Annotated in this window: 14 protein-coding genes, 1 tRNA gene and 1 pseudogene; 12 read left to right on the plus strand and 4 right to left on the minus strand. The window is 33.7% G+C overall.

The annotated features are described in order from the left end of the window. The first annotated feature begins 7 nt into the window (after nt 1-7). The 11 genes and pseudogenes from argG (at nt 8) to thrC (ending at nt 15,573) form a co-directional block, all read left to right on the plus strand. Nucleotides 8-1,783 carry an argininosuccinate synthase gene (gene argG, locus FNIIJ_RS00555; RefSeq protein WP_038436114.1) on the plus strand — a complete coding sequence of 592 codons (1,776 nt, stop codon included), beginning with the start codon at nt 8-10 and terminating at the stop codon, nt 1,781-1,783. Next, the gene (gene argC / locus FNIIJ_RS00560) at nt 1,783-2,751 is read left to right on the plus strand and encodes an N-acetyl-gamma-glutamyl-phosphate reductase (protein ID WP_038436115.1); all 969 of its coding nucleotides are present in this window, start codon (nt 1,783-1,785) and stop codon (nt 2,749-2,751) included. The genes argG and argC overlap by 1 nt, the downstream gene beginning before the upstream one ends. 694 nt (nt 2,752-3,445) lie before the next feature. Beyond that, on the plus strand, nt 3,446-4,531 hold the full coding sequence (gene carA, locus FNIIJ_RS00565) for a glutamine-hydrolyzing carbamoyl-phosphate synthase small subunit (protein WP_038436116.1): 1,086 nt from the start codon (nt 3,446-3,448) through the stop codon (nt 4,529-4,531). After that, nucleotides 4,528-7,714 (plus strand): annotated as a pseudogene (gene carB, locus FNIIJ_RS01890) (carbamoyl-phosphate synthase (glutamine-hydrolyzing) large subunit). Before carA ends, carB begins: the two are co-directional and overlap by 4 nt. A gap of 87 nt (nt 7,715-7,801) precedes the next feature. Further along, nucleotides 7,802-8,674, plus strand: a complete 873-nt coding sequence (locus FNIIJ_RS00575) for a Rossmann-fold NAD(P)-binding domain-containing protein (protein ID WP_316929438.1) — start codon at nt 7,802-7,804, stop codon at nt 8,672-8,674. Continuing rightward, entirely contained in the window at nt 8,662-9,435 is a 774-nt protein-coding gene (argB, locus tag FNIIJ_RS00580) for an acetylglutamate kinase (RefSeq protein WP_199397423.1), read from the plus strand. Before FNIIJ_RS00575 ends, argB begins: the two co-directional genes overlap by 13 nt. 58 nt (nt 9,436-9,493) lie before the next feature. Beyond that, nucleotides 9,494-9,739 (plus strand): thioredoxin family protein, encoded by a 246-nt coding sequence (locus FNIIJ_RS01895; protein WP_394332479.1) that lies wholly within the window; start codon nt 9,494-9,496, stop codon nt 9,737-9,739. Nucleotides 9,740-9,767: 28 nt separating this feature from the next. Next, nucleotides 9,768-9,841, plus strand: a tRNA-Asp gene (locus FNIIJ_RS00585). A 1,033-nt stretch (nt 9,842-10,874) separates the two neighbouring features. Continuing rightward, nucleotides 10,875-13,298, plus strand: a complete 2,424-nt coding sequence (gene thrA / locus FNIIJ_RS00600) for a bifunctional aspartate kinase/homoserine dehydrogenase I (protein ID WP_038436120.1) — start codon at nt 10,875-10,877, stop codon at nt 13,296-13,298. A 4-nt stretch (nt 13,299-13,302) separates the two neighbouring features. Further along, the gene (locus FNIIJ_RS00605; RefSeq protein ID WP_038436121.1) at nt 13,303-14,244 is read left to right on the plus strand and encodes a homoserine kinase; all 942 of its coding nucleotides are present in this window, start codon (nt 13,303-13,305) and stop codon (nt 14,242-14,244) included. A gap of 15 nt (nt 14,245-14,259) precedes the next feature. Further along, the gene (gene thrC, locus FNIIJ_RS00610) at nt 14,260-15,573 is read left to right on the plus strand and encodes a threonine synthase (protein ID WP_038436122.1); all 1,314 of its coding nucleotides are present in this window, start codon (nt 14,260-14,262) and stop codon (nt 15,571-15,573) included. 2 nt (nt 15,574-15,575) lie between these two features. Here the strand turns inward: thrC and clpB are convergent, their stop codons facing one another. Then, the gene (clpB, locus tag FNIIJ_RS00615; protein WP_038436123.1) at nt 15,576-18,176 is read right to left on the minus strand and encodes an ATP-dependent chaperone ClpB; all 2,601 of its coding nucleotides are present in this window, start codon (nt 18,174-18,176) and stop codon (nt 15,576-15,578) included. Between the two features lie 192 nt (nt 18,177-18,368). Between clpB and prfB the strand changes: the two genes are divergently transcribed. Further along, nucleotides 18,369-19,460, plus strand: a complete 1,092-nt coding sequence (gene prfB, locus FNIIJ_RS00620) for a peptide chain release factor 2 (RefSeq protein WP_038436124.1) — start codon at nt 18,369-18,371, stop codon at nt 19,458-19,460. A gap of 147 nt (nt 19,461-19,607) precedes the next feature. Here prfB and secA read toward each other — a convergent pair whose 3' ends face one another. From secA to metE, 3 genes are all read right to left on the minus strand, one after another. After that, the gene (gene secA, locus FNIIJ_RS00625) at nt 19,608-22,703 is read right to left on the minus strand and encodes a preprotein translocase subunit SecA (protein WP_051673238.1); all 3,096 of its coding nucleotides are present in this window, start codon (nt 22,701-22,703) and stop codon (nt 19,608-19,610) included. Then, nucleotides 22,660-22,914, minus strand: coding sequence for a DUF2795 domain-containing protein (locus tag FNIIJ_RS00630; protein ID WP_051673254.1), 255 nt, complete (start codon nt 22,912-22,914; stop codon nt 22,660-22,662). Before FNIIJ_RS00630 ends, secA begins: the two co-directional genes overlap by 44 nt. 160 nt (nt 22,915-23,074) lie before the next feature. Next, complete coding sequence (metE, locus tag FNIIJ_RS00635) at nt 23,075-25,360, minus strand: 5-methyltetrahydropteroyltriglutamate--homocysteine S-methyltransferase (RefSeq protein WP_038436126.1); 2,286 nt, start codon at nt 25,358-25,360, stop codon at nt 23,075-23,077. Nucleotides 25,361-25,403 lie beyond the last annotated feature (43 nt).

Below are 25,403 nucleotides of genomic sequence, written 5' to 3' on the forward strand. Positions count from 1 at the left end.
TCTCTCGATGAAAATAAAAGTCAGAACTACTAATGCTGATGACACGAAATATGTTGTAGTTATTTGTCAACAAATCGAGGAATCTGCCAAGATACGTAGAACCGGCATTGCTAAAAGGGATCCAGAATATGTAAAAAAAAAAATTACTGAAGGTCATGCTGTAATAGCTTTTTGTGACGGAATACTTGCTGGATTTAGTTATATAGAAACTTTTCAGGACAGACAATTCGTTGCTAATTCTGGTCTTATTGTATTTCCAGAATTTCGGAATAAAGGAGTGGCCAAGCTAATTAAATCAGAAATCTTTCAACTATCTAGAAACAAATTTACGAAGTCAAAGATATTCAGTATTACGACTAACATTTCAGTGTTAAAAATGAATATGGACTTGGGTTTCAAACCTGTACCTATAACAGTACTTCCCAAATCGGAAGACTTTTGGAAAGGATGTAGAAGTTGTACAAACTATGATATTCTCACTAGACATAACCGAAAAATGTGTTTATGTAGCGGGATTTTATATGATCCTAGTGAAAAAAAATCTAATAAAAAATTACTTTTTGGGTATAAAAAATTATTTTTTGGTGATAAAAAATTACTTTTTGGGGATAAAATTTTACTTGCTTACAGTGGTGGTCTAGATACCTCTTATTGTTTAAAATTCCTAACCCAACAGGGTTTTCATGTGTATACAGCTATCGTAAATACTGGAGGTAGTAGTGAAAAAGAATTAATTGATATCGAAAAAAAGGCTTATGCTATAGGAGCCAAATTTCATCGAAATATAGAAGCAAAAGATGATTTTTATCAGCATTGTATAAAATATCTGATATTCGGAAATATTCTACGTAATCATACTTATCCCTTATCAGTAAGTGCCGAAAGAATTTTTCAAGCTATTAAAATAGCAGAATATGCTAATGAAATCAATGCTAAAGCCATAGCTCACGGTAGTACCGGTGCTGGTAATGACCAGATCCGTTTTGATTTAGCCTTTCAAATATTGTGTCCTAATAAAATTATTATAAGCCCAATCCGGGATCTGAAACTTTCACGAAAGGAGGAAATGGATTATTTACGTGAGCATGGAGTGGACATATTATGGGAAAAAGCGCAATATTCCCTGAATAAGGGTCTTTGGGGAACTAGTGTTGGAGGTAAAGAAACGCTGACTTCGAACCAAAATTTCCCAGAAGGAACCTATCCCAACTCTTTACAAGAGTTTAAGCCTCAAAAAATCCAACTAACTTTCTCAAAAGGGGAATTGATCGCTATCAATGGAGAAGTTACCGATCCAGTGGAAAATATAGTTCGTTTAGAGAGGATTGCTTCTCGTTTTGCTATAGGTCGTGATATTCATGTAGGTGATACACTTATTGGAATTAAAGGACGTGTAGGATTCGAAGCATCTTCAGCTCTGATAATTCTCAAGGCTCATCACCTTCTTGAAAAACATGTTCTTAGTAAATGGCAGATTTATTGGAAAGAACAATTGGGGAATTGGTATGGGATGCTTTTGCACGAAGCGCAATACTTCGATCCGGTTATGCGTGATATTGAAGCTTTTTTTATGAATTCTCAAGAAAGAGTTAGCGGAATTGTAAGCGTACAGTTGCATCCTTATCGTTTTGAACTTATAGGCATTGAGTCACCTTTTGATCTTATGCAGACTCAAAAAACAAAATATGGGGAAGAAAATGAGTCCTGTAGTTCTGAAGAAGCTAAAGGATTTATTAAAATATTTGGAACCCCGATGAAAATTTATCACAGTATTAATCCCTAATGATTCAAATAGGAATATTAGGGAGTTCAGGATATACCGCTGGGGAACTATTACGTCTTTTGTTACATCATCCTAAAGTACAGATAAAAAGTGTGGTAAGCAGTACTCAATCTGGGATTGAGGTTTCCAAAATTCATCAGGATTTACTAGGTGATACTGAATTATGCTTTACTGATCATTTGGAGGATGTCGAGGTAGTATTTTTATGTCTTGGTCATGGGCATTCTAGAAATGCTGTTAAAAAAATTTCAACAAATAGTTGCATTATTGATTTAAGTCATGATTTTAGGCTTTCAAAAAATGCCCATTTTTCAGGCAGAAACTTTGTATATGGTTTACCAGAATTGCAACGTCAAGCCATTAAAAAAGCAAAAAACATTGCTAATCCAGGTTGTTTTGCTACAGCTATAGAACTTCCTTTGTTACCACTAGCTAAAGAAAGATGGCTTGATAACGATATTCATATAAGTGCTATTACAGGTTCTAGCGGATCAGGACGTCTATTGAGAGAAAGTAATCATTTCAGTTGGAGAGTAAATAATGTTACTACTTATAAAGTGTTTACCCATCAGCATTTAAAAGAAATTAGAGAGGTATTGTTCCGATTGTGTCCTAGCTTTAATAAAAAACTCTTTTTTGTACCCTACAGAGGTAATTTTTCCCGGGGAATATTTGCTACGTTATACACATATTGCAAGGCTCCTCTTCAGGAAGTTGAGTTCCTTTATCAAGAATTTTATAAAAATCATCCTTTTACACATCTTTCTAAAGATCCATTATGTCTCAAACAAGTGGTGAATACCAATAAATGTTTATTGCACTTAATGAAAGAGAAAGAACAGTTGATTATCAGTAGTGTTATAGATAATCTGGTTAAAGGAGCCGCAGGCCAAGCAGTTCAGAATATGAATCTGATGTCCAACTTGGAAGAAGTTATGGGTTTACAGATAAAATCTATCGCATTTTGAAAATTCATTTGATGTGTATTCTACAATTCCTACTAGAATTAGTAAAAGGTTCCTTTTCGATAAGGAAGGAAACAAATATCTAGATTTTTATGGAGGAATCTCTATTGGACATCCGTGAAATCTTTAATCGATTCCCCAACGCAATTTAAAAATTGCATCTTTTCATAACAGAAAAAACAAGATAATTTCATTCAAAAAAGCTTTTCATGGTCTGACTATAGGAGCGTTATCCATTACAGATAATCCGAAAATAGTTACTTCTTTTAATGACAAATTTGATAGAATAATTCTGGATCAGGAAGGGAGTGTACTGAAGGTAATCAGAGAGTAGCTGGCATTATAGATCCTGGGGTAGATTTTTTTCGAGGAATATTGTCGTAAGTACAATGTTCCTCTTATTCGAGATGAAATTCAAAGTGGTATGGATTTCCTTTAGGAGGTGTGCTCCTTATTTCAAAGCTTTTCATGGGTTTTAAAAGTTATTAAAAATGAATGTATGATTGAAAATGTCCTCAAATAAAGAGGATTAGTGGCTTGATGTTGTTATTTTCCTGTCTACAACTTAAGAGAGAGAAAAAGTGGGTACAACCTAATATTTTACGTGTTTTGCCTCCTCTCAGTATATCTAATTCTCAGGCTATGTGTTTTGTACGAAAGTTGAAGAGTGCTTTAGCTTATCTTGAATATCTTGAAAATGAATGATCCTATCGCTCGTTTAATCCTTCAAAAGGATGATAAAGAATATATTGGACATCTTTTTGGAGCACCTGTTTCTTCTTCTGGAGAAGTTGTTTTTAATACTTCCATGACAGGTTATACAGAAAGCCTTACTGATCCATCTTATAAAGGACAGTTATTGGTCTATACCTATCCTATTATTGGTAACTACGGAATCCCCAATATAGGTAAAAATATATCAGATTTTTCTGAATCAGAAAACATACATATTAACGGTTTAATCATTTCTGATTATTCACATCATCCTTACCATTGGAACATGAGATATAGTCTTTCGTATTGGTTGAAAAAGAATGGGGTTCCTGGAATCTATGGAATAGATACTCGTGCATTGACCAAAAAAATTCGTGAAGAAGGGACGATGTTAGGAAAAATTATCATCAATCATGATATCCCATTTTATGATCCTAATCAGGAAAATCTAGCATCTAAGGTGTGTATTAATGAAAAAACTATATACGGACATGGAAAATACAAGGTGTTGCTGGTTGATTTAGGAGTAAAGAACAATATCTTGCGCTGTTTGCTTAACCGAAATTGCCAGATAATACGTGTGCCATGGTCTTCTGATTTTTCCAAAGAAGACGACTATGATGGTATTTTGCTTTCTAATGGACCAGGTAATCCTAAGACTTATCATAAGGTTATAAAACACGTGGAGTATGCCCTTAAAGATAATCGTCCTATCTTTGGAATTTGTCTTGGAAATCAATTAATTGGTCTCGCTGCAGGAGTGAATACCTTTAAACTAAAATATGGGCATCGCGGCTATAACCAACCAGTTTTGCTCGAAGGGACCTCTAAGGCATACATAACTTCACAAAATCATGGATACGTCCTTGACGTACAAATTTTGCCTCCAAACTGGAAAATTTTATTTCAAAATATCAACGACGGATCTTGTGAGGGATTAATACATGAAAATAAACCTTTCTTTTCAGTTCAATTTCATCCAGAAGCCTCTGGTGGACCTATAGATACCGAATTTTTATTTGATTGGTTTATAGAATGCATGCATTCATCCAATAAATTATATAGATGAAAAAAATTCTGGTTATTGGTTCTGGGGCTTTGAAAATTGGAGAGGCAGGAGAATTTGATTATTCAGGAACACAAGCCTTAAAAGCAATTAAAGAAGAGGGAATAGAGACTATTTTAGTGAATCCTAATATCGCTACAGTGCAAACCTCTGAAGGTATAGCCGATAAAATTTATTTTCTTCCTATTTACCCAAAATTTATTAAAAAAGTCATCGAAAAAGAAAAACCTAGTGGACTTTTGTTATCCTTCGGAGGACAAACAGCATTAAATTGTGGCGTGAAACTGTTTGAAAAAGGTGTATTGAAAAAACATGTTCTAAAAGTTTTAGGTACTCCTATAGAGTCTATTATTGCTAGTGAAGATAGAGATATTTTTCGAGATAAACTCAATACTATGAATATCAAAACGGCTCGTGGTATAGTGGTACATTCTCTGGAAGAAGCCTTTTCGGCCTCTGAAGAAATAGGCTTCCCTATAATTATAAGAACTTCTTATGCCTTAGGAGGACTGAGTAGTGGATTTGCTCACGATAAAAAGGAATTGGCAACATTGATAGACATAGCTTTATCACATTCTTCACAAATCCTTATAGAAGAATCCCTGAAAGGTTGGAAGGAAATAGAATATGAAGTCATGTGCGACCGATACGGAAATTGTATTACGGTATGCAATCTGGAAAATTTCGACCCCATTGGTATACATACAGGAGACAGCATAGTAGTAGCTCCTTCACAAACTCTTCCTAATTCTGAATATCAGAAACTTCGCACATTTTCTCTGTCTATTGCCCGTGCTTTTGGAATAATAGGAGAATGTAATGTGCAGTTCGCTTTATCCCCAAATTCTGAGGATTATCGTCTTATTGAAATAAATGCAAGACTTTCTCGTTCAAGTGCTTTAGCTTCTAAAGCTACGGGATATCCAATAGCCTTTATAGCAGCAAAACTAGCCTTAGGCTATGGTTTACATGAATTAAAGAATTATGTTACCCAAACTACTTCTGCTTTTTTTGAACCGTCTCTTGATTATGTAGTGTGCAAATTTCCTCGTTGGGATTTAAAAAAATTCTCCCGATCATCTACCCAAATTGACAGTAGTATGAAAAGTGTGGGTGAAGTTATGTCTATAGGAGGATCCTTTGAAGAAGCGTTCCAGAAAGGATTACGGATGCTTGATATAGGATTAGAAGGATTCATCAATCCTAAAAAAAAAAGATGACACTCTTGAAAAACGTCTTATAATTCCTACCGATCAGCGAGTAAAAGCGCTGGAAGCTGCTTTTGATGAAGGCTACACAGCAGAAAAACTTTATGATCTTACACGTATTGATCTTTGGTTTCTTTACAAGCTTCGCAATATTCATCACACAAAAAAAATACTATCACGGTACAAAAAGTATGAAGATTTACCTAAAAATATTTTTTATTTAGCCAAAAAGCAAGGATATTCAGATCGACAAATAGGAGCTATTCTTAGCCCTGACGAACATATGTCTATATCTTCTTCTATGGTTCGTAATATACGAAAAACTCTCAAAATTTTTCCTCACGTACGTCGTATAGACACTTTATCAGCTGAATATCCAGCATATACCAACTACTTGTATATGAGTTATCATGCTTATCGTCATGATATTGATTACGAAGGGGATGGACGGTCAGTAGTAGTTTTAGGATCTGGTGTGTATCGTATAGGTAGTAGTGTAGAATTTGATTGGTGTTGTGTGAACACATTAAAGGTTCTTCATTCTGAAGGTTATCGATCGATAATGATCAACTGTAATCCTGAAACTGTCAGTACAGATTTTGACGAATGTGAAAGATTATATTTTGAAGAACTCACTCTAGAACGTGTGCTAGATATTCTAGAACTAGAAACCCCGAAAGGGACGATTGTATCTATGGGAGGACAAATTTCCAACAATCTTGCATTCCCACTCCATCAAAATAAGCAAAGAATTTTAGGAAGCTTAGCCACTTCTGTAGATGAAGTAGAAGACCGTTATAAGTTTTCCAAAGCTTTGGATATCCTAGGCATAGAACAACCTATGTGGAAAGAATTTTCTAAGATGAACGATATTCAGACCTTTATTAGAGAGGTCGGATATCCGATATTAATCCGACCATCGTATGTCCTATCAGGTTCAGGAATGAACGTAATTTTTAATGTAGAAGAACTTAGATACTTTTTTGATAAATTGGAGACGTCTGAACATTCAGTAGTGATAAGTAAATTTATAGAAAATGCTAAAGAAATAGAACTAGATGCTGTGGCTCATAAAGGTGATCTTATTTATCATGCCGTCTCCGAGCATATAGAATTTGCTGGATTACATTCAGGAGATGCTACTTTAGTATATCCTCCGCAAAATATTTACTTATCTACGTTCCAAGAAATCGAACGTATTTCTAAACAAATTGCACAATATTTTCATATTTCAGGACCTTTTAATATACAGTTTATTTCTAAAAATAACCGAATTCAAGTAATAGAGTGCAATTTACGAGCTTCCAGAAGTTTTCCTTTTATTTCTAAAGTCTCTGGATTTAATATGATCCGATTAGCTACTGAAGTAATGTTAGGAAAACTCACGAATCCTTGTGGAATTTTTTTTTCTTTTAATTATATAGGTGTAAAAGTTTCGTACTTCTCCTTTTCACGTCTTCCAGGGACAGATCCTGTCCTAGGTGTAGATATGGTTTCTACAGGTGAAGTAGGTTGTTTGGGAAACAATTTTTATGAGTGCCTCATAAAAGCTATGTTGTCTGCTGGCTTTAGCGTCCCTGTCAAGCATCTTTTAATTTCAGGAGAAATTTCTTCTTTAAAAGAAGATTTTATTAATACTATTAAACTATTGGTGTATAAGGGATATAAACTGTTTTCGACAGAGGAGATATATCCATTTCTTATGGATTATGGTTTAACTTCAAAGCTATTGTCCTGGCCAGGTGTGCATCATTTCCCCAATGTCTTTGACTATCTTCGAAAGAAAAAAATTTATTTCATTATCAATATTCCTCATAACAAATATTCCGAAATAGATAATAACTATACTCTAAGACGCTCAGCAGTAGATTTCAATATTCCGCTTTTAACTAATACTAGTTTAGCTAAAGCCTTTATAAGAGCTTTCTGTAAAGAAGAACTAACTATAGCAGAATGGAAAAGTTATCTAACAGTATGAACCGATTTTTTAGTGTTCAAGATATTCCTAATGTCCCTGTTTTGGTAAAGGAGGCATTATCTCTTAAAAAAGCTCCTTATATAGAACTTGTCAAAAAAAAATAAGATTATAGGATTAGTATTTTTTAATCCAAGCTTGAGAACACGGTTGAGCAGTCAAAAAGCTGCTTTTCACCTAGGTTGCGATACTTGGACACTAAATATAGATCATGATTCTTGGAAAATAGAGATGAATGATGGTGACGTTATGGACCGTCACTCCCAAGAACATATAAAAGAAGCCGTTGGAGTGATGAGTTTATATTGCGATATATTAGGTGTTCGAACCTTTCCTGGACTAAAAAATAGAGATTCTGATTATAAAGAAATTCTTTTTAAGAATATAGAAAATTATTCTCACGTTCCGATAGTTAATTTAGAAAGTGCTACACGTCATCCCTTGCAATCTTTAGCTGATGCTATGACCATTGAAGAGTGTCGTGTTCCTGGAAACCCGATAAAAGTAGTACTTAGTTGGGCCCCTCATCCTAAAGCTTTACCACATTCTGTGCCTAATTCTTTTATAGAATGGATTTCCAAATTACCTAATACTGATCTAATAATTACTCATCCTATTGGATATGAGCTTGATAAAGAAATTACTAAAAATACAAATATTCTTTATAATCAAGAAGAAGCCTTAAAGTATGCAGATTTTATTTATGCCAAAAATTGGAGCAGTTATACCTATTACGGGAAGATTCTATGTGATGACACTAGATGGATGATTACTTGTGAGAAGATGGACCTTACTAATAAGGCAAAATTTATGCATTGCCTCCCCATCAGACGTAATGTAGTAGCTGAAGACGCTGTTCTAGATTCCTATATTTCTTTGATTTTTCAAGAGGCTGAAAATAGGATCTTCGCTTCTAAGGCTATTTTCAAAAGGATATTGAACGCATCATCATGTTGCATATAGTTAAAATAGGAGGAAAAATTATTGATGATAAAGCTTTATTAAATCCCTCTCTTGAAAATTTTCATGCATTGAATGGTCCTAAAATTTTGGTCCATGGAGGAGGAAAATCTGCTAATTTCCTTTCTCATAAGATGGGACTACGGACACAAATAATAGAAGGCCGAAGAATTACAAATCGTACCACTATAAATGTGGTAGTGATGAGTTATGCTGGTCTTACAAACAAGACTTTGGTAGCACGTTTACAAGCAATAGGCTGTAATACTATAGGACTTTCTGGGGCTGATGGAAATCTCATTCGTTCTAATCGAAGACCTGTAAAAAGTATAGATTATGGATATGTAGGTGATTTATATGAAAAAAGTATTAATATCTATAATCTTTCGACTCTTATGAAAGTTGGTTTTGTCCCTGTATTTTGTGCTATTACTCATGATGGTAAAGGAAATTTGTTAAATACTAATGCCGATGCTATAGCTTCATTTTTAGCTATTTCTTTGTCTAAGACCCATAAAACAGTTTTACATTTTTGCTTAGAAAAAAAAGGTGTCCTCCGTAAGTCTAATGAGGAAGATTCTTTTTTAGAAAAAATGAATGTTGATGACTTTAGAAAATTTAAACAAGAAAATCTCATTACAGGAGGAATGATTACGAAATTAGAAAATGCCTTTGAAGCCTTGCAAAAAGGAGTGAATCAAGTAAACATAGGTCATCCTTACTATTTGAATAAATCTAAGGAGAAAACAATTCTTTGTTTATAAATTTATTGAAACCTAAATGTATGATACAAGAAATAAAAGATAACAGGCATCCCTTCTGATTGCTTCTAAAAAACTATCTCTAGTATATTTCTGGGCTCCTTGGTGTAACTCATGTAAATCTTTAGCTCCTTTCATAGAAGAGATCTCAGAAAAGTATGATGGAAAAGTTTTAATAATAAAAATAAATGTAAATGATAATACAAAAACTGTTTATGAACATGGAATAAAAAGTATTCCTACATTAATATGTTTTAAAAATGGAAAAGAAATATGCAGGAGTGAATTCTCAAAATCCTTTAACTAAGGAATTAGATAAATTAATTTGTAAGTAGGGTCTGGTAGTTCAGCTGGTTAGAATACGTGCCTGTCACGCATGTGGTCACGGGTTCAAGTCCCGTCCAGATCGCTAATCGTCATTGTGAAATAAAGACGACTGTTTTTATTTTTTATTAGACTGCAAGCTATTATAGAGAGTTCTCTGCTTAAACTTTCCTCCAGTCCGTAAAGGAAGGTCTTTTGAAACTGTTGTCGAAATGCGTGGTGGTTTCGTGTAAATGCAGCTTCTCTGTTACTTTCCCAGGCTCTCGCCCTTTAAAAGTATGGGAAATTCTGTAAAATTCGGAGGTCTGCTTCAAAAAGCTCAAAACAATCTTCACAATCAAATTATGGTAAGAAGAACTCGTGCTAACGTAGAAAGTTTCTTTATGATTACCATTCTACTGATCATTGTGGAGACAACAATAAGCGGGGTATTCATTCTATCTCGGTGCAGTAATATTCATTGATAGATCGTTCACAACAAATAGATGCAGGGTCGTGAGGCAGAATATTAAAAATCCTAGAAGTAATCGTTTATGAATTACAAGTGCTTAATTCCTCAGTCCTTTAAACATAGGACAAATATTTTAAGATTTCGTTAAGATCGCCAACCTTAATTTACCTGTGAAATGTCTTTCGGAGTCCGGGAAGATATTTTCTTTTCTTTTCTTTTTGAAGAACTCATATCATATCTTTTCGATATTCAATTGAATACTCCTTTCCTTCGTATTCCCTATCGGACACCGCTTTGTAATGAGGATTCTCTGCAATTCCAGGTCGTACACAGGGTAAGACGTCCACGACTTTCTGGAAAAACTAAACAACTAGGAGAATTGCGCCTTGAAATGGTGACGGGAAATAATGGATACAGCTCCTTTGTTAAACCTTAAAAAGTCCGTAAAAGAGGTGCTATAAGAATTCATAAAAGAGAGGAAAAGTTTTAAATATGGTGCTCTTGTATTATTCGGGTAGGAAAATCTCATCGCTTTTCCAATATTATGATAGATAGCCCATCAAAATTGAATAAGACACAATTATCTGAACTCGGATTTATATAGACCTAGTTTAAACATCAGATCCGGTCTCTTTTTCTTGAAGCTCTTGTAAAAGAATTATCAGTTATGAAAGTTCTCAAGTTTGGTGGAACTTCTGTTGGAAATCCTCATGCTATAGAACAAGTATGTGATATCATAAAAAATAATAATTTACAAGATCGTTGTGCTATAATAGTTTCTGCTGTCGGAAACACCACTGATATGCTAGTAAAATGTGGTCAACTTGCCTATCATAAAAATGAAAAATATAGGTATTTTATTGAAGAAATAGAAATCCAACATTTGAACATTATACGAGCATTGTTTCCTTCCCAAAGTAATTTTATTAGTAGTATAAAAAAACGTCTTAATTTTTTAGAAATTTTTTGTGACAGTATTTTTCATGTCATGGAACTTTCAAAACGTTCCCTTGATAGGATTATGAGTTTGGGAGAGCTCATTTCTTCTTATCTTTTTTATGAAAAAATAAAGGAATACGGGTTTAAAACCATTTGGAAAGATAGTCAAGAACTCATAGTTACTGATGAACGATATGGTTGTGCGCAGGTAGATATTATAAAGAGTTATAAAAAGATTCAATATTTTTTTTCTATCGAATCTGCTCCATATGCCATATTACCAGGATTTATTGCATCTTCTCCTCGTAAAGAAGTTACAACGCTAGGACGTGGAGGATCAGATTATAGCGCTGCTATTATTGCAGCAGCTTTAAAAGCAGAAGTATTGGAAATATGGACTGATGTTAGCGGTATCATGACAGCTGATCCACGGATAGTTTTGCAAGCTTTTCCTATTGAAAATCTGTTTTATGAAGAAGCTATAGAGCTTTCTAATTTAGGGGCTAAGGTTATTTATCCACCTACGTTACACCCAGTCATAGAAAAACAAATTCCGATTTTGGTTAAAAATACTTTTTCTCCATCAGAAAAAGGCACCAGAATAAATAACGCCCCATGTTTTAAACATTCAGTTACAGGAATTTCAGTAAAGAAAAATATGACAATGATCACCCTTAAAGGCATAGGGATGATAAATATATTGAATTATTTAAAACGTCTATTTACAGTTTTGTCTCGTGAAAAAATTCAGGTACTCTTTTTTAGTACTTCAGAGCATTCCATTCTCCTGGGGATAGAAGAATCTGAGGTAATGCAAATAAAAAATAGTATAAACAATGAATTTTCTCAAGAGATTGATAAGAAGTATTTATTTCCAGTATTAGTAGAGCAAGATTTATCTATTATAACTGTTATTGGAGATAAGACAAAAAATATGCATAGGACTTCTGCTAGAATGTTTATCACATTATCCAAAAACAATATTTACATACGGGATTTAGCATATAATGTTTCTAAAAAAAATATGTCAGCAGTCATAAAGAACAGTGATTTTAAAAAGGCATTAAATGTCCTTCATGAAACTTTTTTTGAAATCCCTCCTAAGCCAATCAATCTGTTTGTTGCCGGGATCGGAAAAGTAGGCAGAAAACTTTTAGAACATATTTCCATCCAAAAAACTTACCTTATAAAAGAACTTCAGATTCAAGTTATGGGTCTTTGCAATAGTAAAACTATGTATTTTGAAGAGCAAGGTATCGATGTGAAAAACTGGAAAAAAAATCTAGAATCTGGTAATAGGATGAGACTTCACAGATTTATTGAAAAAATTCATCTAATGAATATGCATAATAGTATTTTTATAGATGCTACCGATAGTCAAGATGTAGCGAGAACTTATGATAAGTTATTTGTAAAAGGAATTGGGGTCATCACTTGTAATAAAATCGCGTGTTCTTCTTCTTACAAAGATTATAAAAATCTTAAAAAGATAGCACGATATTTTAAAGTCCCTTTTTTTTTAGAAACAAATGTAGGGGCAGGATTACCTATCATTAGTACTCTGAATGATTTATTGAATAGTGGAGATAAAATTCATTTAATAGAGGCGGTATTGTCAGGTAGTATTAATTTTATTTTTAATCACTTCAAGTCAGGTCGTACTTTTTCAGAAACGGTTAGAGAAGCACAGAAAAGAGGATATACTGAACCTGACCCTCGCATTGATTTAAGTGGCATAGATGTAATGAGAAAAATACTCATTTTAGTTAGAGAATGTGGAGACTCAATGGAGTTGTCCCAAATTAGACAAAAACCTTTCCTACCTGAGGAATGTGTAAAAGCTAATAACGTTGAATCCTTTTATGAAAAACTATCCCAATATGAAAACTATTTCGGAAGACTTCGTGAAGAAGCTAAAAATAAAGGGAAAAAATTACGATTTATGGCAAAATATGAAAAAGGCAACGCTAATGTTGAACTTAAATCCATAGGACCTGAACATCCTTTTTATCAATTGGAAGGGGATGATAATATTATTCTTTACAAGACACAGCGTTACTACGAACAACCCCTTATTATTAAGGGTGCCGGTGCTGGGGCTGAAGTGACTGCTTCAGGGATTTTATCAGATATCATAAAGGCGTCTAGATAAAATCATGCAAAAAAATGCCATAAAAATATTTTCTCCAGCTACTATTGCTAATGTTTCTTGCGGATTCGATGTTATTGGTATGGCATTAGAAAGACCCGTTGATGAAATTATCTTAAGAAAATCATCCCATTCTGGGATCCGTATTCTTAATATACATGGAGCCAGACTTTCGACCCGACCGGATAAAAATGTAGTTGGGGTAGTTCTCTATACCATGTTAAATCAGCTTCCTAACATCAAATATGGGTTAGAAGTAGAAATCTTTAAGAATATCCAGCCTGGAAGTGGCATTGGTTCTAGTGCTGCTAGTGCTGCCGGAGCAGCCGTGGGGGCTAACCTTTTGCTAGGAGATCGTTTTACCACAACTGAACTTGTCAAGATTGCCATGGAAGGAGAAAGATTCGCCAGTGGAATTGCACATGCAGATAATGTAGCCCCAGCAATCATGGGCGGATTTACTCTTGTAAGAAGTTATCATCCTCTAGATCTAGTTGAACTGCACGTACCAAAAAATTTGTGGGCAACCGTACTTCATCCTAAGATAGAAATTAAAACTTCTGAAGCAAGAGAAATACTTAAAAAAAAAGTCCTAATGAGTGATGCTATTAAGCAATGGGGTAATGTAGGAGCACTTATAGCAGGGCTTTATCAGGAAAATTATGAACTTATTAGCCGATCTCTGGAAGATGTCATTGTTGAACCAGTACGGTCTATACTTATTCCGTCTTTTTACAAGCTGAAAATGGAATGTAAAAAAGCAGGGGCCCTTGGAGGAAGTATTTCTGGTTCAGGTCCATCAGTATTTATGCTAAGTTGTGGTAAAGCAAAAGCCCAATACGTAGCTAAGTGCATGGATGAGATATATGCAAAATTAGGAATAGATTATACCATCTATGTTTCTCCCATTAATTCTCAAGGAATACAATGGGAATGGATCACAGAATAAAAATTTAAGAAAATAATGTGGTTTTTTAGCCTAAAAAATTCTCAATATCGCGTAGAATTTAAAGAGGCTCTTAGTACAGGGTTAGCTCCGGATAAAGGATTATTTTTCCCGGAAAAAATTCCCCAAATATCAAAAAACTTCATTAATCAGATTTCAGAGCATAATTTATATGATCTCACTTTTGAAGTGATATATCCGTACGTTACGAACACGATTACAAAAGAATATCTTAAAAAAATAATTCGGGAAACACTTAGTTTTCCATTTCCTATTCAAGCTATAAAAAAAGATATATACGCACTTGAACTTTTTCATGGACCAACACTCTCTTTTAAAGATATAGGAGCTCAATTCATGGCTCGTTGTATAAATTATTTTCAGATAGACCACCCTTCAAAGATTACTGTTCTAGTAGCTACTTCCGGAGATACTGGAGGAGCTGTTGCAAACGGATTCTATAAAGTTCCTAATGTCAAAGTACTTATTCTTTATCCTTCTAAAAAAGTAAGTCCATTGCAAGAATTGCAATTAACTACTTTAGGAGAAAATGTTAGTGCTATAGAAGTAGAAGGAGATTTTGACGATTGTCAAAGTCTTGTTAAAAGCGCTTTCCTGGATGAACAATTGCAAAAAAAAATAACGCTTACTTCAGCTAACTCTATAAATATAGCAAGATGGCTACCACAGATGATTTATTATTTCATAGCCTATCGGTCATTGATAGGGGGTAAATCCAATAAAAAAATTGTTTTTTCTGTTCCAAGTGGGAATTTTGGAAATTTATGTGCTGGAATGATGACTTCTAAAATGGGACTACCTATAGAACATTTTATTGCCTCTACCAATATAAATGACACAGTCCCAAGATTTATGCAAAATGGCATATATTCTCCAATAGAATCAAAAGCTACTATTTCAAATGCTATGGACGTAGCTGATCCTAGCAACTTAGGACGACTATTGCATTTACACCCTTATTATAAGGATTTACAAAAGTATATGACCGCTTATAGTTTTTCAGACTATCAAACAATTGATAGTATACAGAAAATATGGAAAAATACAGGGTATATGCTAGACCCACATGGTGCCATTGCTTATCTAGGACTAGAACAATACTTCAATAAAAAAGGTAGAGATTCTTCTACTATTGGTGTTTTTTTAGCAACAGCTCATCCCGTAAAATTTGTAAACAAGTTTCCCCAAAAATTCCGTTCTCAGATTTGTATTCCTGATACGTTAAAACCGATGATGAAAAAAAATAAAAAAAGATCTAGGATATCAAAAGATTATAGTACCTTTAAAAGGTATCTTCTTGATAAAATATAAATTTAGGAATCTTTTCTAAAGACTATCCCTTTTTCTGGAAAAAAATCGAGTCGTAATGTACTTCCTTCAGGGATATTACCAGCGAGTATTTCCTTTGAAAGCTCATTCAATACTTCATGTTGAATGAGACGTTTTAATGGACGTGCTCCAAAATAAGGATCATATCCTTTTTCACTTAGATATTTTATGGCTTCAGGGCTCGCATTTAGTATAATATTGTTCCGATACAAAATTTGCGTAAGTTTTTTTAGCTGTATACTTGTAATAGCATAAATTTCTTCCTTAGTTAATGGCTTAAAAAGCACAATTTCATCAATTCGGTTAATAAATTCAGGTCTTACTACTTTTTGAAGTAGACTTAATAGTTCTTCTTTCACCGGTTTTATACTATCATATTGGGAGCCTATACGCTCAAAATGTTTATGAATGAGTTCAGAACCTATGTTAGAGGTCATTATTATAATAGAATTTTTTAAATTTACTGTCCGTCCCTTATTGTCAGTGAGCCTACCATCATCTAGCACCTGCAATAGTATGTTGAAAACATCTATATGAGCTTTTTCTATCTCATCTAGCAGAATAACAGAATAAGGACGGTGTCGTATTGCCTCAGTGAGTTGCCCTCCTTCTTCATAACCTATATATCCAGGAGGAGTACCGATAAGTCTACTTACAGAATGTCGTTCTTGATATTCACTCATGTCAATACGAACCATATTGGTTTCATCATTAAAAAGATATTCGGCTAGTGCTTTGGCGAGCTCGGTCTTACCTATCCCGGTAGTACCTAAAAACAGAAAGGAACCGATGGGACGTTTTTCATCCTGAAGTCCTGCACGTGAACGACGTACAGCATTAGAAACGGATGCTATAGCAGCATGTTGCCCAATTACCCTTTTATGTAATTCTTTTTCCATATTTAAAAGTTTTTCTTTTTCACTCTGCAACATCCTTGTAACGGGTATTCCTGTCCATAGAGAAACTACTTCAGCTATTTCTTCACGGGTTACCTCTTCTTGAATTATTTTTTTCTCTGGACTTTTCTCCAGAAGTTCTTTTTCTAGATTTTTAACTCTTTCTTCCTCTTCCTTAATTTTCCCGTATCTTAATTCCGCCACTTTTCCATAGTCTCCGTAACGTTCTGCTTGTTCTGCGGCTATTTTATATAATTCTATACTTTCCTTAGATTTCTGAATTCCTTCTACTAGTTCTTTTTCAGATTGCCATTGTGCGTTGAGTTCCTTACGTTCGTCATTAAGCTTATTTAATTCTTTCTTCAGAAGAGCAACTTGTTTATCATCGTTTTCTCGTTTAATGGCCTCTATCTGGATCTCAAGATGCGTAATTTTCCTATCTAGAACATCAAGAGATTCAGGTTTTGAATTAATCTCCATCCTAAGTTTAGCAGCGGATTCATCCATCAAATCTATGGCTTTGTCTGGAAGAAAACGATTACTTATATAACGTTGTGAAAGTTCAACTGCTGCGATGATTGCCTCATCTTTTATACGGACCTTATGATGAGACTCATATCTTTCTCGAATTCCACGAAGAATAGAAATAGCTGACTGAGTATTCGGTTCATCTACATAAACATGCTGAAATCGACGTTCTAGTGCCTTATCTTTTTCAAAATATTTCTGATACTCATTTAAGGTCGTAGCTCCTATAGCACGTAAATCCCCACGAGCTAAGGCTGGTTTTAGAATATTAGCAGCATCCATAGCACCTTCCCCACCTCCACCAGCTCCAACAAGAGTATGAATTTCATCTATGAAAAGCACGATATGACCTGCAGATTGCGTTACCTCCCTAATCACAGATTTTAGACGTTCTTCAAATTCTCCTTTATATTTTGCTCCGGCAATTAATGCACCCAGATCTAAGGATGATATTTGTTTATCTTTCAAATTATCTGGTATATCTCCATTAATAATCCGATGCACTAGCCCCTCGGCAATAGCCGTTTTTCCTACTCCTGGTTCTCCAATAAGTATGGGGTTATTTTTTGTACGTCGTGAAAGGATTTGTAGCACACGACGAATTTCCTCGTCACGACCAATTACTGGATCTAGCTTTCCTTCACAAGCTAATTTATTAAGATTTTTAGAGTATTTTTCCAATGCGTTATAAGTTATATCCACTGTTTTAGAACTAATAGGACCGTTATTCTTACGAATATCTGCTATAAGTTTTTCAATATCTATTTCCTTAACTCCTTGATTTTTAAATAGTTGTGAAACCGAATCATTTGCTTGAAAAATCGCCCATAAAAGATGTTCGATAGAAACAAAACTATCTTTAGTTTTATCAGCAAGGATTTCAGCCTTATTAAGTGTTTGCAATATTTTTGGACTAAGATGTTGCGCAATATTTCCGGTTATTCTTGGCAACTTGTCAAGTAGTCGATAGATTTCTTGCTCTAGGGATTTCCGATTTACTTGAAGCTTTTTTAAAAAAAAGTGAGTCAAATTTTCATCTATTTCTAATATTCCCTTTAAAAGATGCACGTTCTCAATAGATTGTTGATTTAGTTCTTGGGCTATAGTTTGAGCCCTTTGCAAGGCTTCCTGTGACTTTATTGTCAATTTATTAGGATTCATAAGTAATTCCCAGTTTCTTTGATTTCAAAAGAGTTTGACGTATAAAATAATCTCTTAATAGACATCTTCTTGTAACAGAGAATAATAAAAACATGTTTTGGATGAGAGATGATAATTATCGTAATATCTTATGCCTTACTTGGATACTTTTTCTTAAGTATATTTAAAGTCTGAAAGATATTCTCTATCTGTATGGTAATACAAGAACAAGTAAAAGAGATAGTTCAGAGAGTAAAAGATCTTTATTCGTCTCTCGAAATAGAGAAGAAACAATTGGAAATAAGCAATGAAGAAGAAAAAACAACTTCTTCTTACTTTTGGAATGATCCTATACATGCGAAACAGGTTATGAAAAATATCCAATCTAACAAGAAATTAGTAAAAAAATACCTAAAAGCAAAATGTGCTGCAGAAGAATTACAAGTACTTTATGATTTTTTTAAAGAAGGAGAAGCTAATGTAAAAGAAATAGAAAAACAGGTAGAAAAAACAGAAAAAATTCTGTCGTATATAGAATATAAACATATCCTGTCTGAGGAAGAAGACCTGTTAAGTGCAGTCCTACAAATTTCTTCTGGAGCAGGAGGTACAGAGAGTTGCGATTGGTCTAACATGCTTATGAGGATGTATTTAATGTGGGGACAAAAAAACAACTACAAAATAACAAAAATTCACCATGTTCCAGGAGATATAGTAGGGATTAAATCAGTCACGTTAGAATTTGAAGGGGAATATGCCTTTGGTTACCTCAAAGGAGAAAATGGCGTTCACCGGCTAGTCCGTATTTCTCCTTTTGACAGTAATGCTAAAAGACATACTTCTTTTGCCTCGGTCTATGTTTATCCTCTGATCTCGGATTCTATTGAAATAGAAGTCAAATCTTCCGATATTGTTTGGGAAACTTTCCGTTCTAGTGGAACAGGAGGACAGAATGTGAACAAAGTAGAAACAGGAGTTCGGTTACGATATCAAGGTCTTATAATAGAAAATACAGAATCTCGATCACAGCAAAGAAATAAAGAGAAAGCTTTACAGCTTCTAAAATCTAGGCTTTTTGAAATAGAAATGCAGAAGCGTCTCTATAAACGAGAAGCAATAGAGACAAAGAAAAAGAAAATTAAATGGGGATCCCAAATTAGGAATTATATTATGCATCCGTATAAACTGGTAAAGGATTTACGCACGGGTTACGAAACTTCAGATGTAGATTCGGTGATGAATGGGGAATTAAATGATTTACTAAAGAAAAGTTATATGGTCAAAAGTGCTATTCAGACTTCTTGACCACTATTGTTAGCGTAGGGTGACCTTCTCTTACGTGGTTAATCATCGGTTTTAGACGTAATTAGGTGTAGACACTTTTTTTATGTGTAAAGATATCGCTAAGGCAGGACTAGCAATGGGGGGGGACATAATTATGGTGCTTACTCATTAGTTGGGTGATATAATTTTTTCCTGGGAATCGTCAAACTCCGGGAAAGAAAAATTTGCTTGAAAAAGGAAAGAAATAGTTTCTCTATTAATCTCGTTCATAGTCTTATGAAAGAGATTGAAAGCTTCCACTTTATAAATTAGTAAGGGGTCTTTTTGTTCATATACGGCATTTTGTACAGAATCACGTAGTTCATCAATCTCTTTGAGATGTTCTTTCCACTTCTCATCTATAAGAGATAAAACCGTTGCGCGTTCACATTCACGGATCAAACTTTTTCCTTTACTTTCATAAGCTTTCTTAATATCTAAAACTGCATAAATATTCCTAACACCATCAGTAATAGGGACTTGTATTAGTTTATATTGTGAATGATAAATATTTTCAATAAGAGGAAAAAATATTGCTGCAATATGTTCTTGTCTCAATTGAAGACTATTGATAGCATCATGATAGAGACTATTTACAATTTCTTTTCTCAAAGAAAAATCTTCATCCTTTATCAGTGACTCTGATGCAAAATGATGAACCCATTCAGATTGGAAATGCTCAAAATGATTTAATTCTTTGTTACTTGAAACAAGATTCTGTATAGTATAATATAGCATAGTTGCTATATCAATAGAAAGACGTTCTCCTAATAAGGCATTTTTTCTTTTCCTATAGATTACTTCACGTTGTTTATTGATAACATCATCATATTCAAGTAAACGCTTTCGAATCCTAAAATTCTTTTCTTCTATTTTTTTCTGTGCTTGCTCAATTGAACGAGTAATCAATGGGTGTTGTATAAGATCTCCTTCTTTATGACCCAATTTATCCATTACTTTAGCAATCCTAGATGATCCAAATAAACGCATTAAATTATCTTCTAATGATATAAAAAATTGAGAACTTCCTGGATCTCCTTGTCGTCCAGAACGTCCACGTAACTGCTTATCTATTCTTCTAGAATCATGACATTCTGTCCCTAATATCGCTAATCCCCCAGCTGATTTGGCTTCAGGAGAAAGTTTAATATCAGTTCCTCTTCCTGCCATATTTGTAGCTATAGTAATTACTCCTTTATTCCCAGCTTTTGCAATAATATTGGCTTCTTCTTTATGTAATTTAGCGTTCAAAACATTATGGGGTATTTTTTTAAGCTTAAGAGTACGACTTAATAATTCTGATACCTCTATTGAAGTAGTTCCTACAAGAATAGGACGTTTTTCGATTTTATAAATTTTTAATATTTCATTAATAATAGCATTATATTTTTCTCGTTTAGTTTTAAAAACAAGATTTTGATAATCTTTACGTTGGACTGGTTTATGTGGAGGTATAGTTACTACATCAAGTTTATAAATTTGCCAAAATTCTCCAGATTCAGTGGCTGCTGTCCCAGTCATTCCAGCTAATTTTTTATACATTCTAAAATAATTCTGCAAAGTAATAGTAGCAAAAGTTTGCGTCGCTGATTCGATTTTAACGTTTTCTTTTGCTTCAAGAGCTTGATGCAATACATCAGAATAACGACGACCTTCCATAATTCGTCCAGTTTGTTCATCAATAATTTTTACACTGCCATCTAAAACAATATAATCTATATTTTTGTCAAAAAAAGTATAAGCTTTAAGTAATTGATTAAACATATTCAGACGTTTTGATTTAATAAAAAATTCTTTTAACAGTTCTTCTTTTTGTTTCTTTTCTTTTTTTTTAGGTAATTTTTTAGATTCAAGTTGAACAATATCAGTAATAAGATCTCGTACAATAAAAAAATTTGTATCAGAAATCTCTTTTGAAAGAAAATTTATTCCTTTATCCGTAAGTTCGATTGTATTATTTTTTTCGTAAATAATAAAATAAAGATTCTCAGAAATTTGATGCAGATCTTTATCCTGCATAAATTTATATTCAGTATTTTGAAGTAATAGACGAATGTTTTCTTCATTGATAAATTTGATTAAAGGCTTAGATTTAGGGAAGCCACGATATACTTGCAATAATTTAAATCCTCCATTTTTTGTATCTCCTAATTCAATAAGTTTTTTAGCTTCATTAAATGTTTTGTTCAGTTGAATTCGTTGTTGCTGAATAATGTTTTCAACTTTTGGTTTAAGTATATTAAATTCATTATAAGTTTCTGGAGAAATTGCTCCTGATATAACTAATGGAGTCCTCGCGTCATCTATTAAAACAGAATCTATTTCATCTATTATAGCATAGTTAAGTTCATGTTGAACAATTTCTTCTGTAGAACAAGCTATATTATCACGTAAATAATCAAATCCAAATTCATTGCTAGTACCGTAAGTAATATCAGCAGCATAAGCTTTTCTTCGCATATATGTATTAGGAAAATAATTATTTATGCAATCTACACTTAAACCATGAAATTCCATTATAGGAGCCATCCAAGCTGCATCTCTTTGAGCTAAATAATCACTAATTGTTACTATATGTATTCCTCTTCCTGTAAGAGAATTCAGATAAATAGGCAAAGTAGCTACTAATGTTTTCCCTTCTCCTGTAGCCATTTCAGCAATTTTTCCTTGATGAAGAATCACTCCTCCTATTAGTTGGGTCTCATAATGTACCATATCCCACACAATAGGTTTCCCATTAGCATCCCAAATATTTTTCCAAATAGCTCTATTTTTTTGTAACCCTACATATTTTTTTTTATAGGATAAAATTTTATCAAAAGGAGTAATTTGAACCTGAATTTCTACATTTTCTTTAAACCTACGTGCTGTTTCTTTAATTACCGCAAAAGCTTCTGGTAAAATTTCTAAAAGTATTTTTTCTTCAAGATTATATAATATTTTTTTTTTGCTATCTATAATTTCATAAAGGTTTTCTTTAACATCAACATCTTTCTCTTTGTCAGCTTGTTTATGTAAAGAAATAATATTATTATAAATTTTTTTAGTCTTTTTTTTTAATATTTTTTTAAATAAAATAGTTTGATACCGCAATTCATCATGAGAAAGTGAACTAATAGTTGGCTCAAACTTTTTGATTTTTTTTAAAAATTGTTTCGCGTTCTGAATATCTATTTCATTCTTATTTCCGAAGAAACTTTTTAGGATTTTTTCCCGAAAATTCATCTTCATTGAAAAATAAATCCTCATTAGTAGGATAATCTATCCATATTTCTTCTATAGATTCATAAGTATCACCGTCATCTTCAAGTTGTTGAAGATTCTCTATTACCGCCAAAGGAGCTCCACTACGCATGGCATAATCTATAAGTTCATCTTTATTCGCTGGCCAAGGAGCATCCTCAAGATATGAGGCTAATTCTAACGTCCAGTACATAAAGGACAGAAAATAATTTTCAGGTCCAAAAACTTGATCAGTTGGGAACATAATGACGGGGATTCCCACTTCCCTAATAAAAATAAGCATAGTAGAATTTTCCGCAAGTAGGAGAGGACTTATGTGTACTACATAATGCTCTTTATTGGTTATTGGGCAGCTAGGTTATATTTATAAATTCTCTACGTGCTTTTTTCGCTGCTAAGACCATATTTTTAAGAGATTGTATAGTTTCTGGCCATTTCCGTGTTTTTAATCCGCAATCAGGATTAACCCAAATGTTTTTCGCGGGTAATAACCGAGTAGCCTGGTCTAACAAAGAACTTATTTCTTCTACACTGGGTATCCTAGTCGAATGGACATCGTATACGCCTGGACCAATTTCATTGGGGTATTTGAACCGTGAAAAAGCCTCAAGTAGCTCCATATGAGAACGAGAAGTTTCTATAGTAATGACATCAGCATCCATTTTGGCAATATATTCTAAGATCTCATTAAACTCGCTATAGCACATGTGGGTATGAATCTGCGTGGAATCTGTTACTCCACTAGAGGCTATTTTAAAAACATGAATAGCCCATTCTAGATATTTATTCCAATTATTTTTTTTCAATGGCAGACCCTCTCTTAGAGCAGGTTCATCAATTTGTATGATCCCTATCCCTGCGTCTTCCAGAGCTAAGAGTTCATCACGAATAGACCAGGCTATTTGTCGTGCTGTTTCCGAACGAAGCTGATCATTACGAACAAACGACCATTGTAAAATGGTAATAGGACCAGTCAGCATCCCTTTTATAGGTTTTTTTGTTTGTTTTTGAGCAAAACTACTCCATCGAACAGTCATATCTTTCGTACGGCTTACATCTCCATAAATCACGGGCGGTTTTACACAACGACTCCCATAACTCTGTATCCAGGCATTTTTCGTAGAAAGGAAACCTTTAAGTTGCTCACCGAAATATTCTACCATATCATTACGTTCGAATTCTCCATGTACTAAAACATCTAGATCTATTTGTTCTTGTTTTTGTATGACATCTTTGATAGATGTTTCTATTTCTTTTTCATAATCCTGAAGACTCAATTTCCCTTTTTTAAAATTCGCTCGAAATTTTCTGATTTCAGAAGTTTGTGGAAATGATCCTATAGTAGTAGTAGGGAATAATGGGAGTTGAAGACATTCACGTTGAATCGGCCTACGAGATTCAAATGTACTGTTTCTATGAAAATCTTGCTCTTTAGTAGAGGCCATACGTTTCTTTACTCCTGAATCATGAATAATTGTTGAATCAACAGAGCGTTTATGCGATTTACTATTTTCTTTTAGAAGAAGAGTATTTCCTTCAAAAATGCAACACAAATCAGTTATTTCATGAATCTTTTGACGGGCAAAAGCCATTCTATCTTTAATTTCTGGATGAATATCAGTTTCCAAATTCAAATCAAAAGGAACGTGTATAAGAGAACAACTTGGTGCAATCATCAACCGTTCTTTTCCTAATACATTGGCAGCTTTCTTAATATGTTCTATGGAAACAGAATATTTGTTTTTCCAAATGTTTCTTCCGTCAATAACTCCTAATGAAAGGAGTCGATCTTTTGGAAAAGAGTAAAGAATTCCGTCTAGTTGATTAGGACATCTGACAAGATCAATGTGTAGAGCAGATACTGGAAGTTTGAACGCTAGAGAACGATTTTCATATAATCCTTCGAAATATGTAGTTAAAAGAATTTTTATACCGGAATCTTCTTGAGTAAGATGTTCATAAGCTTTTAGGAAAGCATGTTTTTCTTTCTCACTTAGATCCATTACTAAAAATGGTTCATCTAATTGGAACCAATCAGCTCCTTGTTCTTTAAGACGTTTAAAGATTTCTATATATACAGGAATAAGCCGATCTAAAAGATCAATCCGATGAAAACCTTCTAGTTTTTCCTTTCCTAGCAAAAGAAAAGAAACTGGACCTATGAGTACTGGTTTAGGGACTTTCCCAAGTATTTCTTTAGCTTCATTAAATTCCTCAAAAATCTTGGTCCCATGTAAATTAAACGTTTGATTAGGTAAGAACTCAGGCACGATGTAATGATAATTTGTATCAAACCATTTAGTCATCTCCATCGCGGTAACATCAAAACCGTTTTTTTGATAACCTCGTGCCATAGAGAAATAGAGATCAATAGGGGAAATTAAAGAAATTAAAGGAGAATACCTATCTGGTATAGCGCCCAGCAAAAAAGACATATCTAGAACATGATCATAAAAACTAAAATCATTACAAGGAATTCCATCTAACTCTGATTGTAGGATCCAATGTTGTTTACGAAGTTCTTTAGCAGACTTAAACAATTGTTCCTCTCTGATTTTTTCTTCCCAGTATTGTTCTATAGCTTTCTTTAGCTCACGATCCATTCCTATTCTAGGATAACCTAGATTGTGTTTTCGCATCTCCTATTTTTTCTACAGGGTAAATTTATATTAAAAAAAAATT

This window comes from Candidatus Walczuchella monophlebidarum (genome assembly GCF_000709555.1).
GTDB lineage: Bacteria > Bacteroidota > Bacteroidia > Flavobacteriales > Blattabacteriaceae > Walczuchella > Walczuchella monophlebidarum.

What these genes read in the sequence shown, in the direction of transcription:
- argG (WP_038436114.1), top strand. Translation starts at nt 8, where the DNA reads ATGAAAATAAAAGTCAGAACTACTAATGCTGATGACACGAAATATGTT.
- argC (WP_038436115.1), top strand. Translation starts at nt 1,783, where the DNA reads ATGATTCAAATAGGAATATTAGGGAGTTCAGGATATACCGCTGGGGAA.
- carA (WP_038436116.1), top strand. Translation starts at nt 3,446, where the DNA reads ATGAATGATCCTATCGCTCGTTTAATCCTTCAAAAGGATGATAAAGAA.
- argB (WP_199397423.1), top strand. Translation starts at nt 8,662, where the DNA reads ATGTTGCATATAGTTAAAATAGGAGGAAAAATTATTGATGATAAAGCT.
- thrA (WP_038436120.1), top strand. Translation starts at nt 10,875, where the DNA reads ATGAAAGTTCTCAAGTTTGGTGGAACTTCTGTTGGAAATCCTCATGCT.
- FNIIJ_RS00605 (WP_038436121.1), top strand. Translation starts at nt 13,303, where the DNA reads ATGCAAAAAAATGCCATAAAAATATTTTCTCCAGCTACTATTGCTAAT.
- thrC (WP_038436122.1), top strand. Translation starts at nt 14,260, where the DNA reads ATGTGGTTTTTTAGCCTAAAAAATTCTCAATATCGCGTAGAATTTAAA.
- clpB (WP_038436123.1), bottom strand. Translation starts at nt 18,176, where the DNA reads ATGAATCCTAATAAATTGACAATAAAGTCACAGGAAGCCTTGCAAAGG.
- prfB (WP_038436124.1), top strand. Translation starts at nt 18,369, where the DNA reads ATGGTAATACAAGAACAAGTAAAAGAGATAGTTCAGAGAGTAAAAGAT.
- secA (WP_051673238.1), bottom strand. Translation starts at nt 22,703, where the DNA reads ATGAATTTTCGGGAAAAAATCCTAAAAAGTTTCTTCGGAAATAAGAAT.
- FNIIJ_RS00630 (WP_051673254.1), bottom strand. Translation starts at nt 22,914, where the DNA reads ATGTACTGGACGTTAGAATTAGCCTCATATCTTGAGGATGCTCCTTGG.
- metE (WP_038436126.1), bottom strand. Translation starts at nt 25,360, where the DNA reads ATGCGAAAACACAATCTAGGTTATCCTAGAATAGGAATGGATCGTGAG.